The 17,985-nt window shown below is 32.5% G+C and carries 16 protein-coding genes and 2 pseudogenes; all 18 read right to left on the bottom strand.

The window, feature by feature from the left end; all coding sequences use genetic code 11:
* Nucleotides 1–35: 35 nt before the first annotated feature.
* Nucleotides 36–877: pseudogene (gene dprA, locus SRT_RS05245) on the bottom strand (DNA-processing protein DprA).
* 67 nt (nt 878–944) lie between these two features.
* Nucleotides 945–1,907, bottom strand: coding sequence for an ROK family protein (locus tag SRT_RS05250; RefSeq protein ID WP_128833307.1), 963 nt, complete (start codon nt 1,905–1,907; stop codon nt 945–947).
* 3 nt (nt 1,908–1,910) lie between these two features.
* Nucleotides 1,911–2,462: a sugar O-acetyltransferase gene (locus SRT_RS05255; RefSeq protein WP_128833308.1), complete on the bottom strand. Its 552-nt coding sequence runs from the start codon at nt 2,460–2,462 to the stop codon at nt 1,911–1,913.
* A 1-nt stretch (nt 2,463) separates the two neighbouring features.
* Entirely contained in the window at nt 2,464–2,745 is a 282-nt protein-coding gene (locus SRT_RS05260) for a hypothetical protein (RefSeq protein ID WP_128833309.1), read from the bottom strand.
* Nucleotides 2,746–2,821: 76 nt separating this feature from the next.
* Nucleotides 2,822–3,830 (bottom strand): annotated as a pseudogene (locus SRT_RS05265) (siderophore ABC transporter substrate-binding protein); the annotation flags it as partial.
* Between the two features lie 47 nt (nt 3,831–3,877).
* Nucleotides 3,878–4,684, bottom strand: coding sequence for an iron ABC transporter ATP-binding protein (locus tag SRT_RS05270; protein WP_128833310.1), 807 nt, complete (start codon nt 4,682–4,684; stop codon nt 3,878–3,880).
* Nucleotides 4,681–5,652 carry an iron chelate uptake ABC transporter family permease subunit gene (locus SRT_RS05275; protein ID WP_128833311.1) on the bottom strand — a complete coding sequence of 324 codons (972 nt, stop codon included), beginning with the start codon at nt 5,650–5,652 and terminating at the stop codon, nt 4,681–4,683. Before SRT_RS05275 ends, SRT_RS05270 begins: the two co-directional genes overlap by 4 nt.
* Nucleotides 5,649–6,587, bottom strand: a complete 939-nt coding sequence (locus SRT_RS05280) for an ABC transporter permease (RefSeq protein ID WP_128833312.1) — start codon at nt 6,585–6,587, stop codon at nt 5,649–5,651. The genes SRT_RS05275 and SRT_RS05280 overlap by 4 nt, the downstream gene beginning before the upstream one ends.
* A gap of 225 nt (nt 6,588–6,812) precedes the next feature.
* Nucleotides 6,813–7,595 (bottom strand): ribonuclease HII, encoded by a 783-nt coding sequence (gene rnhB / locus SRT_RS05285; RefSeq protein ID WP_128833313.1) that lies wholly within the window; start codon nt 7,593–7,595, stop codon nt 6,813–6,815.
* Nucleotides 7,582–8,433, bottom strand: coding sequence for a ribosome biogenesis GTPase YlqF (gene ylqF, locus SRT_RS05290; protein WP_128833314.1), 852 nt, complete (start codon nt 8,431–8,433; stop codon nt 7,582–7,584). The genes rnhB and ylqF overlap by 14 nt, the downstream gene beginning before the upstream one ends.
* Nucleotides 8,434–9,527: 1,094 nt before the next feature.
* Nucleotides 9,528–10,406 carry an ABC transporter permease gene (locus tag SRT_RS05295; protein WP_223213980.1) on the bottom strand — a complete coding sequence of 293 codons (879 nt, stop codon included), beginning with the start codon at nt 10,404–10,406 and terminating at the stop codon, nt 9,528–9,530.
* A 209-nt stretch (nt 10,407–10,615) separates the two neighbouring features.
* A complete protein-coding gene (locus SRT_RS11100; RefSeq protein WP_252120210.1) occupies nt 10,616–11,140 on the bottom strand; it encodes an ABC transporter permease in 525 nt (174 codons plus the stop codon).
* Nucleotides 11,104–12,366: an ABC transporter ATP-binding protein/permease gene (locus tag SRT_RS11105; protein ID WP_252120211.1), complete on the bottom strand. Its 1,263-nt coding sequence runs from the start codon at nt 12,364–12,366 to the stop codon at nt 11,104–11,106. The genes SRT_RS11100 and SRT_RS11105 overlap by 37 nt, the downstream gene beginning before the upstream one ends.
* Before the next feature lie 79 nt (nt 12,367–12,445).
* Complete coding sequence (locus SRT_RS11110; RefSeq protein WP_252120201.1) at nt 12,446–12,676, bottom strand: ATP-binding cassette domain-containing protein; 231 nt, start codon at nt 12,674–12,676, stop codon at nt 12,446–12,448.
* Between the two features lie 195 nt (nt 12,677–12,871).
* Nucleotides 12,872–15,715 carry an alpha/beta fold hydrolase gene (locus SRT_RS10630; RefSeq protein ID WP_223213994.1) on the bottom strand — a complete coding sequence of 948 codons (2,844 nt, stop codon included), beginning with the start codon at nt 15,713–15,715 and terminating at the stop codon, nt 12,872–12,874.
* The gene (locus SRT_RS10635; protein ID WP_223213890.1) at nt 15,709–16,350 is read right to left on the bottom strand and encodes a Rossmann-fold NAD(P)-binding domain-containing protein; all 642 of its coding nucleotides are present in this window, start codon (nt 16,348–16,350) and stop codon (nt 15,709–15,711) included. Before SRT_RS10635 ends, SRT_RS10630 begins: the two co-directional genes overlap by 7 nt.
* Before the next feature lie 86 nt (nt 16,351–16,436).
* Nucleotides 16,437–17,255, bottom strand: a complete 819-nt coding sequence (locus tag SRT_RS10640) for a phosphopantetheine-binding protein (protein WP_223213891.1) — start codon at nt 17,253–17,255, stop codon at nt 16,437–16,439.
* Nucleotides 17,252–17,983, bottom strand: coding sequence for a polyketide synthase dehydratase domain-containing protein (locus SRT_RS10645; protein ID WP_223213892.1), 732 nt, complete (start codon nt 17,981–17,983; stop codon nt 17,252–17,254). The genes SRT_RS10640 and SRT_RS10645 overlap by 4 nt, the downstream gene beginning before the upstream one ends.
* Nucleotides 17,984–17,985 lie beyond the last annotated feature (2 nt).

Raw genomic sequence — 17,985 nt, forward strand, 5'->3', positions numbered from 1 at the left:
GTCAAGAACAAACTTCTACTATAGGAAAACTTTATTTAAAAATTAAACTCATTTAAAATATCAAAACCTGATGTAATGCATTTCGCTCCTTCTTGAATCAGGTGATGGCATCCTTCCGACTGACCGTCTAAAATATTGCCTGGTACAACAAAAACATCGCGTCCTTCTTCCATAGCACGTTCACAAGTAATCAGACTACCCGAACGAATTTTTGCTTCTGCTACCATAACACCCTGAGATAAACCAGCAATAATGCGGTTCCGCTCAGGAAAATGATACTTAAGAGGTTGACTCTGTGGTTCATATTCTGATAAGAGCAAATGATTCTTTGCAATATAATCCTGCAGTCTTCGATTTTCTTTAGGATAATGAACATCTAGTCCAGTACCGATGACCGCGATTGTTGCTCCCCCGTTTTTAAGACTTGCTAAATGTGCTGCAGTATCAATACCACGCGCCAAACCGCTAATAATAACAAATTGTTTATTTAAGTCTTGTATGATCTTTTTAACAGCAGCTACTCCCATTTGACTGGCGTTGCGAGAGCCTACTACTGCTAATTTAGGCCGATCTAGCAAATCTAAGTCTCCTTGATAAAATAGAAGAACAGGCGGATTATAAATATTTTTAAGTTCCAAGGGATAGTCTTTATCCAAAATGGATAAAGAAGGAAAACGATTAAATTCTTTGCGTAATGCCTTGTTATCAAGATTCTTGTAATGTTCCATAAAAACTAAAGGCTTTTTATTTTTGGAAACAACAGCCATATCACGAAGAGACAAGGATTTTTGCGTCCTTTCTTCATAATCAATAATATTCAAGATATTCAGATTTGTTAGACCAGCTTTTTAAGTTTAAATAGTTGAAAATTATCCATTTTTATACCTCACCATCTAAACTATTCGAAAAAAACTCTATCAATTGACAGAGTTTCATTACATTATTTAGAAAAAATTATAAAAAGACTGTATTTGAAAATGACAGTAAGCTCCTATCAAATTGGCTTCATTACGAAAACGGCTAGCTACAATTGGGATGTGAGGAAACGATTGGATAAATTTTTCTGATAAAATAAGCTGTTCATATTGGCGATTAATTTCCGTAAGCAAAGATGGCTGGCTACTAATACCGCCACCAATGGCCAATTTTTCCAACTGAAAAATACTTTGTAAATTAAGAATAAGATAGGCGATATCTTGGCTATAATTTTCAAATAATTCCTTTAAAGCTGCTGATGGACTTGTTTCTAAAGCTTGAAAAACTGCCTGACCATTTGCGTCCACCAAATTTAAGATTTCACTAGCCTTTTTGACAAATTGAACTGCGGAGCCGGTATTAGTTAATAAATTTTCTAGACCGCGACGATGTATATCAAATAATTGGCGAATACGGGGCCAAGCTTGACTATCAGGATTTCTAAAATCTAACAAACGATCTTTTGGCTTTTTTGTCCGAACATTATTAGTTATCAAACTAATCAGATTATTTTTTGAAACAATAGACACACCAACACCTGTTCCAAGGACAAGAATAGCACCACAATTAAGATTTCTCAAAACTCCATACCTAGCCTCCGCTAAACCTGCCGCATCAGCATCATTGATTACAGTTGTCGGGAGCGAGAACTGCTTAGAGAAATAACTGCCAAGAGGAAAATTTTTTAAATAAGGGATGAGCCCTCCATGAAAAACAAAACCTGTTTTACTATTGATTTCTCCAGGACAAGCAAGAGCAAGTCCTGAAATAAGCCGGCTTTGGTCTGTGATAAGCTTTTGCAAAACAGCTAAAAAGTCCGTCATATTGTTAGGTGTTGGATACTTTGACTTTTGAGATAACTGCCGATCTTCATTAATTAAAGCCGATTTAATAAAGCTACCGCCAATATCAATCACAAGATAAGTCTTCATGAATCAATCCAATTTTTTGATGATTTTAGCAGGGTTACCAGCTAAAACAAGGTTGTCTCCAAAAGATTTGGTTACTACAGATCCTGCTCCTACCACTACATTATTACCCAAAGTAACACCTGGTAAAATGGTTACGCCGCCACCTATCCAAAGATTATCACCTATGATAATTGGAGCGCCGTATTCCAAACCAGAAACGCGTTCTTTTGCATTTAAAGGATGAAGAGGGGTTAAGAGTTGGGTGTTAGGTCCAATCATAGCATTATCACCAATACGAATTTCACAAACATCAAGAAAGGTACAATTGGCATTAGCATAAAAATGGTCACCAACATAAATGTTGCTTCCATAATCACAGGTGAATTGAGGATTAATTGTAATATTTTCCCCAGTAGCACCGAACCAAGCTTTCAAAAGATGACTTGCTTTTTGACGATCCAATTCATTATTAAAAAGCATTATATTCTGGCGGGCCTTTTCTCTCAACTGACGTAGTTCTGCATCAGCTGCATTATATAATTGTCCAGCTAACATTTTTTCTTTTTCGCTTGTCATACTATTTATTCCCATCTTCTGATTCACTTTGTTTAAATTTAATTCTAAGCAGAGCAGCTCCCAAAAATAAAAACAGCATTCCCAATACCAAGCATAAAATAACACCAATGATTCGTGTAGTAACGTCTTTAGCAGCCTCTGTAAAAATGTTATAAATTCCGACCAAAGTAAACAGTAAACCTAAACCAAAACTGATTAGAATATAATAAAGATCTCGATGTTTTGTCTTATTCAAAGAATCTACTGCTTTATTAGCAATTTTTCTAGATAGCATATTAGACATAGTCTTGCCCTCCTTTTTGCTCCATTATAACATGAAAGCGTTCGATTAATCGGGAAATCGAACGCTTTTTCTTATTTTTATTAATAAATGATTGCACTTCTTTAATCATCGTTTGAGTTGTTCTAATACCGCCTGTGTTAAGATACCAGTTTTTACCATTAACTTGAAGAACATGCTTGTTTTTGATAGCATTTGTATCCTTAATCACATCATTCTGCAAAATCTTATCTGCAGAAGCATCCTGACCAATTGTTGCTCCTCTATCTAAAACAAAGAGATACTGAGGGTTCTTTTCTGAAATATACTCGTAAGAAACTGGCGAGCCATGGGTGCTTACTTTATCTCCCTCGTTAACCGCTTTAAATCCCAATTCCTTAAAAATCCAGCCAAAACGTCCTTTAGGCGATTGACTTAACAACTCACCACTGTTAGCAATAACGAATAATGCTGATGGATTTTTTAAATGATTCACTTTTGCTTTCAATTTTTTAAGAGACTGATCAAGCTCTTTATTATATGCTTTAGCCTTCTTTTCCTTACCGAAAATTTTACCAAAGGTTATTGCTTTTTTTTAACGCCAGTAATAAGATTAGCATCCATAGATGCTGAACCGTAAACAATAGCAGCCTTTGGAGCTGCTTTTTTCAGCTCTTCGATATTTTTAGATGTCGCGGAACGCCCGCTGATAACAATTAAGTCTGGTTGAAGTTTTGCAATCGTTTCAAAGTCAGGTTCAAAAAGTGAACCTGCATTTTGATATTTCTTAGCTGAATAAATTTTCTTCATATCTTTATTCAACATATTAAGGCCATGTTGAGATTTTGGAATAGCAACAACATTTTTTCTTTTCCTAAGGCGGTGATAGTATCCAAGGCTCCTAAATCGTAAACGACAACCTTTTGAGGATTCTTTTTAACAGTAACCGTCTCATTGACCATTTTGGGATTTGATTTTTTATCTTCTGATTTTATGGCATAATTATTTTCCACTTTTACAGTTTTATCAGCCGCAAAGGCCTTAGATGTAAAAGTAAAAGCAAAAGTAACAAGTAAAAATGCTGCAAATAAGTTTTTAAATCGTTTCATTTTCATCTCCTTATTTTGAACTAGTAAGCTTCGTGAAAAAAGAGCAGCTATTTGCTTAATAATTTATGTGCTGTTTCGCAATGTGTTTGCTCCTGAGGGTCAAAATAGTTACAAATCTTTCTTCCTTGATAAGTTTCAATTTTTATTGGCATATCGTAGATTTTAGACAAGACTTCTTCTTTGACCACTTCATCCACATTTCCATCGGCAATAATTTTTCCTTCTTTTAAAGCGACAATATTGTCAGCATAGCAAGAAGCAAAGTTAATATCGTGAATCACAAGTATAATTGTTTTATTAAAATCTTTTACCAAACGCCTTAGTATCTGCATAATCTGAACAGAGTGTTTCATATCCAGATTATTTAAAGGTTCATCTAGTAAAATATAATCTGTATCCTGAGCTAGTATCATAGCAATAAAGGCTCGTTGTACTTGACCGCCACTTAATTCATCAAGAAAGCGATCCTTGAGCCCGTCAAGTTCCATATAAGCAAGCGCTTGTGTTATTTTATCTTGATCGTTTTGGGCCAATCTTCCTTGATGATGAGGGAACCTTCCAAAAGCAACTAATTCTGCTACCGTAATTTTGAGATTAATATAGTTTGTCTGCCTTAAAATAGCCAGTCTTTTAGCTAAATCATTATTACGAAACGATTTTAATGCTTTTTCCTCTAATAGGACTTGGCCACTGTCTTGCTCAATCAAACGGCTAATAACAGATAGAAATGTACTTTTCCCTGAACCATTTGGTCCGATGACAGCTGTGATTTTTCCTTTTTCAATATCCAAAGTTAAATCGTTAAGAACAGGCTTTTGTTGATAACGTTTGATAATGTTTTTAACAGAAATCATTTATCTTTACTCTCTTTCAGTAAAATGAGGATAAAGTAAATTCCTCCAATAAAGTTTAAAATAACACTCAGCTGTGTTTCTAAAGTTAGGATATACTGAACAATAATTTGACCACCTACCAATGCTACCATACCGATCAAAATGCTAGCTGGCAGCAAAATACTATGCCGATAAGTTGGAAAAATATGATAGGCGAGATTGACCACTAAAAGGCCAAGAAAGGTAATTGGACCGACAAGTGCTGTCGAAACTGCAATCAAAATAGATATTAAGATAAAAAATTTCATGACCAGAAGATCATAATCCAAGCCCAAACTAATCGCCACATCTTTTCCCAATAAAAGTACATCCAATTTCCGCAAGGAAGTCCAACTAATTAAAAGCACAAAAACAACTATAATAAGAGATATCCACAATAATTTTGTATTAATGGCATTAAAACTAGCAAACAAATTGGTTTGCAAAATCAAAAAATCATTGGGATCAATGAGCATCTGAAAAAAAGATGACAAAGAACTAAAAAGGGTATTTAAGATTAAACCACAAAGAAGTACAAAATAAATAGAATACTCCTGCTGTTTAAATAGGATCTTAAACAGGAAAAATGCAAAGCCCACCATAATCAATAACGATAAGCAATAATTTGACAATGCCGACATTTTAAGAGCCTGCTGACTTCCCAAGAAAAACAGCACAATTGTCTGAATAAAGACATAAACACTATCTAAACCAATAATACTTGGTGTTAAGATGCGATTGCTACTAATCGTTTGAAAGATAAGCGTTGAAACACCAATACATGCAGCTGTCAGTAAAATTGCTAATAACCGCTTATAACGTGAATTGACCATATAGATTATTAAAAATTTATTAACATCTGGACCGATGCCATAAAGTAGGTAAAGAGCTGATAAAGTAATAACTAGAACTAAGATTAACCATAATTTTTGTTTGAAAGTTAATATCATGAACACTTTCTTCCCTTCATTAAAAAATAAAGGAAAAAGATACTTCCTATTATTCCCATAGTCAATCCAATAGAAACTTCATATGGAAAAATAATAAGACGTCCAAGAATATCACAAATAAGCACAATAACAGCACCTAAAAAAGAGGTTAATATTAAGTTGCTCTTCATATTATCGCCCTTGATGGTGGAAATCAAATTAGGAACAATCAAACCTAAAAAAGGAAGACTGCCAACAACTGTTACAATGATAGCTGTCATAACCGAAACAATAACCAAGCCTAAATTAATAATAAATTGATAATTCAAACCTAGATTTTTAGAAAAATCTTCTCCCAAGCCAGCTATAGTAAACTGATAAGCATAAAGGTAAATTAATAGCAAACAAGGCAATACCAAAAATAAAATCTCATATCGATGAGAAGTCATGATGGAAAAATTACCTTCCAACCAACTATTGACAGACTGCAATATCTGAAACTGTACTCCTAAAAAAGTACTGATTGCAGATACAACTTTCCCCAACATCAAACCTACTAAAGGAATGAAAACTTCATTCTTAAATTTAATAACCCTTAAAAGATAGATAAAAAACAAAGACCCAAAAATGACAAAGATCGATGAAATAATCAACTGCAATAGTAAAGAAGATTTATTAAAAAAGATAATAGTGACAACAACACCTAGCTTTGCCCAATCCATCGTCCCAGCCGTTGTCGGAGAGACAAATTTATTTTGCGTTAATTGCTGCATAATTAAACCACAAACGGCTAAACTAGAGCCAGCAATTAAAATACTAACCGTTCTAGGAATGCGACTAGATAATAAAATGTTAAGTTGTGAATCGTCTAAAGAGCCCAGTTCAAAAAGCGATAGACTCTTAACACCGATAAATATTGAAACGAGAGAAAGAAAGAATGTAACTGCACCCAGCACTGGAACAGTAAGTACTTTTTCATAAACATTCCTCTCGAAAAATGATTAATTAAAGTAAGCTTAATTAGCTTACAAAACCATTTTATCATAAAGTCTAAAAAATTCACCTTATTTTTGAAATCCGATAGAAAACTGTAATATAATATTGATTAAACATTTTCATAAAAAAGAACCCCAATCGTTAGATTTTTCGTCTAACTTTTGGGGTGCAGTTCATACAGCCTTTTAGTTCTTTTCTTTTAACATTGACTTAATCGGTTCAAAAGTTCTTCGATGAAGAGGGGTTACGCCCAAGGATTCTAAGCCTTCTAAGTGTTGTTTAGTACCATAACCTACATTGTGAGCAAAACCATAACCAGGATAGATCTCATCATATTCAATCATCATCCTATCTCGCGTTACCTTAGCAACAATAGAGGCTGCTGCTATCGAAAGCGAATGAGCATCTCCTTTGATAATGGAAGACTGAGGAATTGAAATACCAAGCTTCATAGCATCAATTAAGAGATAATCCGGTCGGCTAACTAGACCTTGCAAATCGTCAATAGCCTGCAACATAGCCATTTTGGTTGCTTCATAAATGTTGACTTGATCAATTATTTCACTAGAAGTACGACCAATACCAATAGCTAGGGCAGCTTTTACGACCTGTTTGTATATCTCTTCATGCTTCTTTTTAGGAATTTTTTTAGAATCATTAAGATGTCTTATTTTACAGTTTCTAGGCAGAATAACACAAGCTGCCACAACAGGACCTGCTAAGGGACCCCTGCCAACTTCATCAATACCTGCAATAGCTTGGTAGCCTTGCAAATACAGATCTTTTTCATAGCGCAGCATGTTTTCCAAACGTACCTCTTCGTCTAAATCTGCTTGAATGGTTTTTTTACGCCGCCTAACAGCTGCCTGAACGCCTGAACGGGCATCTGCCTCAAACTCTGTCCAATGTGGATCTAAGAGGTCAGAAATGGCCGCCAGCTGCTCTTTAATTTCCTTAATCGTTGCCATCTAATTCTACCAATCTATCCAATGTATAACATCCCAAACGGCCATCACGTACATCCTTGATAAAAACTTGATAAAAACGATCATAATCATCGCGAAAGCCTAATTTTTGTGTCATGCTCATAATGATTTCAGGCGCTTCCTCTTCCAAATCAATGCCTTTGTAACGTTCTAATAAACGTTCTGGATAGTATCGCTTAAAAAAATCAAGACCAAAAATCGTTACCTCATCCATAGGCAGTAGATTATCTTTAATAGCTCCGGTCATGGCCAATTTGAGTCCAACTGCTTCCTCTTCAAATTTAGGCCAAAGAATACCCGGTGTATCTAAAATTTCCAAATTTTTATTAGATTTCAACCACTGTTGTCCCTTAGTGACACCGGGTTTGTTTCCCACAATAGCGATTTTTTTACCAGCCAAACGATTCATTAAGGTTGATTTGCCAACATTGGGAATGCCAACAATCATGGTTCGTAAGGTCTCCTTCTGAATACCACGTTCACGGAGTTTGACAAGCTTATCGGTCATTAATCCTTTAGCCGCTTCAGTCACCTTTTTGACTGCTGACTGCTCTTTAGAATTAACAGCCAACGCCTTAATCCCCTGCTTCTCAAAAAAGTTACACCATTCTGCTGTGCAGGTACTATCTGCTAAATCTACTTTATTTAAGATTATCAGCTTTGGCTTATCACCAATAATCTTAGTTAACATAGGATTTTGACTTGACAGAGGTAAACGAGCATCTACCAAAATCGTAACAAAATCCACAAATTTGAGATTTTCCTGCACTTGTCTGCGGGCTTTTGACATATGCCCAGGAAACCATTGAATAGTTGTCATAGTATGTTTTCTCCTTATTTTATAAGCTTTATACAGCCTACTTAATTATATTTTTGATATTTTGGGCAATATCTTGAATATTAATATTATTCATGAAATCAGAAATTGCTTCAACTGACCTTTCTTGATTAACATTCATCAAATACATGTAGCTATTTGTTACTTTTGCATCTACATGTCCTACACGAGAGGTTAAGGTTAAACCTCTTTTAAGGGAACATTAGGATCGTTTCTTTGTAATATGGATATGCCTAAAGCTATGGGAAACTGCATTTTTAGTCTATTCAAACCCATATTTTTCTACACAGCATTTTCAGCTTCAACCCCAATGCTAAATTATTTGCACATTGTGTACGAGGGTATTGAGGTATTGAAAGCTATCATTGGTTGTTAGATGTTGTTTATCTATCGTGAAGATTATAATCAGACCTTATTAAATAAGACAACTGCCACCAACTTAAACATCTTACGTAAAATAGGTGTAAACAAATTTTTATTCTAGTGGATTTAGGTTATCTTAGTCAGGAATTTAAAGAAGCATTAAGACAGAAAGAGTATAACCCTATGAGCACCTCTACTCCAAAATAAACACAACAATTGGAAATTAATGGCTATGAGATGAATAATTGAATCCCGTTTTTCTGAACTTTGTGCTCTATTTATTTACTATTGAACAAACATTAGCTAAGGGGACTTATCTAGCCTGCAACTATGAATCGAACAAATGATATTAGCTTATAATTTTAAGCTATTTGAAATTAACTAGCACCACGAGTTTCTTCTTATTACTTAAAAAGACAATTTTGAACAAATAGAGGTATAACATTTTCAAGGAGAACATCACTACTAATAAATAATGTATCTTTGAACAATATCATACAAACTAGAATAAGGACTGACATCTAAAGTCAACCGATTATCAAGCATAAACTTATCTCAACTCTAGTATAGCAAAAAAGTCATCATTTGATGACTTCTCAGCGATCTCTCAATTAATCTTTCTCTAAATGTTCAGCACTACAGTTAACGATAAGCCAAAATTTTGCTTTTTCACTAACTACTATCAAGTGATAGAATTAGGTGTATACCTCATACTACTTTCCAATCTCCACTTTTTTCATCATTCCTATGATTAAGAACACTATAGAAAAAATAAGTAATATTCCGATACTCTTGCATACTTCTACACAACTCCATGAACCAATAAGTAAATTATCTACTTCTTTCATCACCCAAGTGGTTGGAATAAACAAAGCAATTTTCTGCATAAACTCTGGCATAAGATTGCTCTCCCAATAACATCCCCCTAACATCACCATTGGTGTTGTTAAAAGGATAATTGCAATATATGCGTGAATTGCTTTTTTCAAAACAGAAACTAAGAGAATACCAAGGGATACACATACCAATGAAAATACAGCAAACAGAATAAACATTAGAATAGGTGCGGTTCCTAATGACATATTAAACAATACTTTAATTAAAACAAGAATTATTGCTTCTTGCATAATACCAATCATTAAAAACGCTAACATATATTGAAGAATGTATGAACGCAGTTTCATTGGTGACGAACATATTCTAAAGAATACTCCACTAGTTTTATCTTCAATAATCAATATTGCTGTAATTACAGACATATAAAGCATAAACTGAACTAAAAAGCCCATTGCACTTCTTGATTGTGCTATACTGTCATTTTCAACAGTTTGATTATCAATTCTTAGTCTATTTGCCTTATATATTGCTAATGCTTTTTCAAAAACTTTCTTTTGATTACCAGCATTTTGGGCTAGGTATTGCATATCTTGTATGTACGTTTTCATAAAGAGTCTAATATAGTGAATCTTATCTTTTTCCTGATTATAATACTCATCTAACGTAATATGCTTTCCAGCAATAACCTTACTCTGAAAATCTTTATTAATTACAACAGCATAATCTACTTTTCCTTTAATTGTTTGTGTAATCATACTATCGTAATTAAGCTTTTTAATTTTACTTTACTCATATCTGCAATCTGATTGATTAATTCACCTGACATTTTTGATTGATTTTTATCAACAATCCCTATTGTAATCTCATTTTGGTCACGTCCAGCGAATGCAAGAATAAAATAATCGGCATAAGCAACATTATTATTATTCTTGCTTTATTAATCATAATTCTTTTTATTGCCTGTTTAAATATGAGCATTCTTATCCCTCCTTATAATTCCTATTAGAATACCGTATACTCCTATAAGGAATGCAAAAAGACCTATTCCACTTTCGATTATAACTTCCTTAGGATAACTATAAATTGTTCCAAATATTAATAGTTGAGCATGATAATTAGGAATAAAATAATTTAAACCTGGAATACTACTTTCTGGTGTAACTGCTCCTGAAATAATTCCAAATATAATCATCAATAGCATTACAATTATTAGTGCCGTTGTATAAGAAGATACGAATCTACCAATAATCATACCTAATCCTACTATAATTGCACTATAGATAAATATTACCCCTAATATTAAAAGTATATTTCCACTCCAGTTCGCTCCATAAACATATTTAGAAAATAACAGTGTTGTTGATGCGGAAAGAAATAAACACCCTATACTTCCTAGTGTTCTTCCTATCATCAATTTAACCTTTCCAACTGGTAAGGAATATAATCTAACATTTATGTCAGATTCCTGTGGCGACGTAGAAATAAACACACCAAAATAGCACCGATGATTAACATTTCTAATAGCATTACCACTGAGTAATAGTCTATTGTGTCTGGTTGACCTTTTCCTTCTTTTGTAGAAATTCTATGAATATTAAAGGAATCAGAGCTAATGTTGATATTCGATCTCCCAATTACACGACTTGTTGCTATTGTTTTCAAATTTGATGTAAATGTATTAATAATGGTATCAATAAAATCAACATTGCTGTTTCCGCCAACTGTTATTTCCCCTTTGTTTCCATTTCGTATTTCTTCAGATAAGTTTTTTGGAAGATAGATGTAACAAGAAATATATCCATTATTGAGTTTTTTATTAACTTGGTTTAATGATTTACATTTTACAATATCCACCTTATCTTTGATGTCCTTACTATCTAGAAAGTGATCCAAAGCTGTACCGATTTCATTACCTGTGTCTAAATTAACATACCCAACCGAAATAGTAATCTTCGATGTATCCGGCTGTACATTTCCTAAAATGAATATTGTCAAAATTGGAAATAAAATAAGAATAGCAATCATTTTAATATCTTTTAAATTTCGAATAAGTTCTTGCTTTGCAATGATTAATATATTCATTACACTTCCTCCACTATTCTTTAATATTTTTTCTGTGACTGACAAGAAAATGTCTTCTAGATGCTTCTCTTTCATGTTAATATGATTAATCTTAATATTACATCTACTTAGAACTTTAATAATTTCGGAAATATCGTCACATGTTTTCGATATTACGATAACTAGCCTATTTTCTTCATAAGAACAGCTTTTAACTGAGTTTATCTTGTTTATTTGATCGATACTCTGGGGCTCAATCTTATCCAATACTACCTCAAGTGTCTTATCCTCTTTAACATAATGTTTTATCTCATCTTTAGTCCCTTCAATTACGATCTTACCATAGTTTATAATCGCCACTTTATCGCATAGAGCTTCTACTTCTTCCATATAGTGCGATGTATAAATTATGGTTGATCCCAACTTATTTAGTCGTTTAATCGATTCCATGATGTGATTTCTCGAGTGGGGATCAATACCAACGGTTGGTTCATCCATAATAATCAATTGGGGTTTGTGTACAATAGCACAGGCTATGTTTAATCTTCTTTGCATTCCTCCAGAATACTTTCCTGGTAAATCATTTTTACGATCCCATAATTCTACAAAATCTAAAGCTTCTTTTACACCATCTGTAAGCTCTTTACCTTTCAATCCATAAAGCTTTCCAAAAACTTTACGTTTTCATATGCTGAAAACTCTGTGAATAAAGCAATATTTTGAGGAACAACACCTATATGTTTTTTATTTCACTTTTTGCTTTATTCATTTGCTTACCAAAAATGTTTATTTCTCCCGATTCAATTGCTGTAATACCAATGATAGAATTTATCAATGTCGTTTTTCCAGCTCCATTAGAACCTAATAATCCATATATTTCACCCTCTGCAATTGATAAATTCAAGTTATTAATTACAACCTTGTTTCCGTACTTTTTTACAAGTTTTTTAATATCTACTATCATCAAAATCTCCTCTCAGTTCTCGCACGTAAATAACAGACTAGACTACTTTTACTAAAAAACAGCTTTTACTAATGAACGAAGCACTGCTACCCCAAAAATACGTAAGAAATAGAAATCTGCTTCATAATTATTATTCTTTTTTACCCTATCAATTATCCTCATTTTTTATTTAAGAATGCTGTTAATAATTGAAATTTAGTACATTTTAACATATTTTTTTAAAAAATCATTGAATTCCTCAAAATTAGTGTAATTAGGTAGATGTCCTGCATTTTTTATGTTAAAAAGTTCTGCATTCGGTAATAATTCTAATAAGCGTTGGCTGTTCTCTTTACTGACTACCAAATCCTCTGTACCTTTAATCATTGTTGTAGGAACTGTTACATATGGCGAAATATTCTCAGTTGAAAAATTATTCTTGGAAAATATATTGTACTTAGTGCTGATATCCATATCCATATATTGGTTAAGTTGTAATTTTTCGTAACGTTCTATTTCACCTATATTCGTAAAATCCTTCTTAAGGCTATCTCGTAATGAATTTTCCCGACTTTGCATATATTCACTAAATGCACCAACTAAAATTAACTTCTTGACTTTATCAGAATATTCTTTCGCTATTGTTTGAGCTATAATCCCTCCCCATGAAGATCCTACAACACTAATCTCAGATTGGATTCCTAACAAATTCAGAACTTCTATAAACACTTTACTAATTCCTTCATATGTAAAATCACTGATAGAATCACTCAAACCCATACCTGGATAATTAATGTTTATTAACATATATTCCTCTGACAGGTAGTTAAACTGCTCTTTCCACTGAAAAGCTGAGAAACCAAATCCACTAATTAATAAAATTGGTTTTCCTTTACCTGCAACAACAACTTCGATCTTAGTATTTTCTTCTATATCAACGAGCATGTGCATTATTTCGTTTTTGTTTAAGTTTCTGTATTTCTTTCGGAACTGAATTCTTTCCGTCTTTAAACTATTATACTTATTATCTTTATAATTTTTCCAGAAATAAGTAAATCTCTCGTCTTCACTATTCTGATAGACATTAATTAGTTCAATCCAAGTTTCCTTATTTTCATCTGAATTATCGTCCTCTGATTGAATCACATTAATTGGTTTGTATCGATTATATCCGTTGCTCTCAGCAATAATAACATGCTGTCCTGATTTTCTCTCTTCCTTAGATGGTAATCCTATATATTTAACATTTACAAAGCCCGCTTCAATTAAAACCTTTTCCCAACTTTCGAGACTCAATAATGGTGAATCACTGATTCTTAACTTCCCGTCCTCAAATCTCCACCAACCATCTGTAATACCAAAAGTTAATGTTGTAAAATCCTGAAATTCCGTGGTTTCATTAATAACAAGTATTCCACGTTTCTTTAATAGTTTCTTTGCATTCACCACAGTTGTTATAATAGATTTTGTTGCATGTAAAACATTACTGGCAAAAATAAAATCATATCCTCCTTCTTTGTATCCCTGCTTCAGAGGATTTTTCTCAATATCTAATGAGTTGAATTTCACAAATGGGTATTGACTACTAAAGTGTTGTTGACTTTCTAAACAGAACTGAATTGACTTATCTGTATACATATACATAATATTTTTTGCATATTGTTCAATTTCTTTCAATACAAATTTACTTGTTCCACCAGTTCCAGCTCCTAATTCTAATATGTTAACATATCCATCTGACTCAGTTGCCAATCTATGTACTAAATAAAATTTTAGTGTTTTTGCAACTAGCCGATTGAAATAATTTGTTAGTTCATTGCCCCCATAAATTTTTTCTACTAATTTCATTGATCCCTTTGGGAACATAACAGATAAATAATTTTCTTTTCCGCTCAATACCTTGTCGTAAGCATTTACGCAGACCCATATAAGGTTAATATGATCAGCAATATCTGGGTACCTATACATAAGCTTGTCTTTAATCTTCTCTACATTACTAATATATGTAAGAGTATCTTCATTTTCTATTTTATCAGTAACTTGAATCTTATCATCTTTAATTTGAATAAATCCTGCTAATTTCATAATGTTTAGCAATGCATGAAGCATCTTCTCGTATTTTGATACAATGCCTAATCTATATTTTAGTTCAGTGTAACTCCAGATTTCTTCTTTTTTAACAAATACTCCCATTTTCTGAAATTTGCTTAGTAGTAACATTCTTCCAAATTTAATAAATTCTTCAAATGATTTTTCATCTGCTATTATTTTAAAGTCTTCAACCTCTTTTATAGTATCTGAGATAATATCGTTTTCTACTGATGGTATACTTACAGGATAAAGTTTATCTTTTTCTTTCTTTGTTATTCCAATACCATCTAAAATATAATCTTCAACTTTCATAGCAATCACATTATTAACATTATTTCCCAGTACTCGAACTATTATCTCCATACCTTCTAATGGTTCAATTGATTTTGAACCTACCTTTTTCAACTGTTCATTATATTCCTTTGTTGATACAATTCCGACACTACCCCAGTATCCCCAGTTAATCACATGAACTTTAAAATCCTCGCGATTCTCAATATATTGTGCATAGGAATCCTTAAATGTACATGCTGCAGCATAATTAGCTTGTCCAATATTACCAATATAAGATTGGGTAGAAGAGAAAAATAACATAAAATCTAATGGCTGATTTTTCATGGCATGATAAAATATTACACTTCCTTGTACCTTTGGAGCCAATACAGCCTTCAAATCTTCTTCTTGCATAGTGGCAATCGTATGATCTTGCAAAACAATAGCTGAATGAATAGCACCATGAATTTCTCCAAATATATCATTGATTTCTTTTACTGTTTTAACAAATTGTGCTTCTTCTGTTATATCTGCTTGTAAATAAATAGCTCGACCGCCTAATGAATTAATAGCCTTAATTTTCTCTTCAATGCTTTGATTATATTCTCTTCTTCCAATAAGTGCTATGTTGCCATGTGAGTTCTTAGAAATATATTTTGCCAATTCTGTTCCGATTCCTCCTGCACCACCTAAAATGACATAAGTACCTTTTTCACGGAATGGATTTTTTCTATTTTAGGAAGATTAACATATTTTAATTTTTTCACATATTGTTTTCCTTTACGTATTGCAACTTCATTTCCTTTTCCATCAGTTTGATTATGTTCTATTGGTTTAATAATATTATTCACAATATGTGAATATCCTAACCGAATTTCTGCTAAGTCTATGTCAAAATAGTTCATAGAAATATTAGGATATTCTTTCATCATTGATTTATAAAATCCTAATATTGCTGAATAATTTGGACTAACATTTTCATTCTTTGTAATCTTAAAAATATTATTCGTAATAATCTTTATGCTATTTACTCGTAATTGTTTATTTAAAACAGAGATTTCTTTTATTAATCGGAACAATGTTAAAACACCCTGATCTTCACTTCTGTTTATTTCATCTAATTCATCTTGATCATGGACATTTAACTGTGCAACTGCAATATAATAGATATCTAAACTAATATTATATTTCTTTAAACTCTCTTCTACATTATCCTCGCTTTCTAGCTCGATTTTTTGAATGACTTTATTATTATAGTACTGACAGAACACTTCGACTAGTTGGGTACTTTCTTTGGTATGAATAATTAGAATATTGGGGCTTGTTTTCACTTTCTGTTCTACAATGGGATTCTCTTCCCACTCAGTTCTATAGCAAAAATCAATATTTGTTTTTTTTATAGTCTCTGTGGATGACTCTATAGCAGTATTTTCTTTTTAATCTTCTCTTTTGTTTTAACTTTGACGATCTCTATATTCTGATTTTTTAAATAATCTGCTAACTTTGAAATAGTATTATACTCAAACATAATAGTTGGATACATTGCAATGTTGAATATCATTTCAATATTCTTAGATAACTCAAGAAGTACAGATGAATCCAGTCCTATATCATAAAAGCCTTTGTTAATATCACTTTCTTTTATATCCATATTACAATAGGAACCAATTATTCGAAGCAATTCCCTTACAACTTCATTTTTATCAGTACCATAAACCTTAACCTTCTCAGAATTTTCTTCCGGTCTCATCTGAACATTGGAATAAATATTCTGGTATGTCTCCTTATATTCAGCCTCTAAATATTTAGCGAGTTTATAAATCGATGGATATTCAAATAAAAGTGTTGGATATAACACTATATTATGCTTGTTCTCTAACTTGTTAACTATTTGCATTAATTGAGTTGAATCCATGCCGAGATTATAAAAATTAGCATTTATATCTACCTCATTTGGTAATTTATTTATAGTCAAAGCAATAAACTGACGTAATTCATTTTCAATGTATCCTCTTAATTTGAACACACCTTCTTGTTTTTGTGAACTGTTTATCTGCTTACTTGATTTTTCACCTTGTTCAAACGGTACTTCATCTCTTAATTTCTTAATGTTATCGTTTCGAACACGCTTTGCAGCAAAACGATTATAGAAAGCAAGCTGTTTTCCGTTCTCATCATATATCTCTAAGTTTATATACATAATATCTTTAGAGTGAGCAACAGATATCTCATTCATTTTAACATAGACATAAATCTTTTTTTAAATCTGGCACTTGCCTTAAATGAGTCCACAAATATTGGTATAAATGGTTTAGCTTCTTCACTCTGAATCTCAGGATGTTCTGATACTAGTATAGAAGTTACCGATAAACACCCATCCAGATATGCGGGATGCAGATAAAAATTATCTAGGTACTTTTCTGCTAATTTTGATAAGTGCAATTCTCCAAGAAGATAATCTTTCGACACATACACATTACCTAACAGCTTCATAAATTTGTAATGAAATAATTCTCCTTTTCTTGAAAACGCATACGCATCGTCCATATCATACACTTTTTCAGCTTGTGCTTTTAAGGAATTTATATTAATTTTATTGCTTAACCCATCCTTGCATAAATGCATTTCTCCTTTTGCATTGTTAAAAATTTTCTCATCAATGATTTTTCCATCTTTATATTTTTGGCTTTTAATTGTAAATTCCCAATAGTCTTGATGATCACCTCTTTCCAAATTAATAAAAACTTTTTTATCATACTCTTCTGATGTTACTATCGGCTGAAGAAATAGTAGTTTCCTTACTTCTACATTTGCCGGATTAAATCCCTTCATTTTTGCGAAACGTATTATTACATCTAAAAATGTTACGCCTGGGACTGCACATACTCCGTGCAGTCTATGATCTCTTACTATATAATCTTCATTTGAAACTATTAAAGAAAACTTATATCTATCTTTAAACATAG

Source organism: Streptococcus troglodytae, from assembly GCF_002355215.1.
In the GTDB taxonomy this organism is placed as follows: domain Bacteria; phylum Bacillota; class Bacilli; order Lactobacillales; family Streptococcaceae; genus Streptococcus; species Streptococcus troglodytae.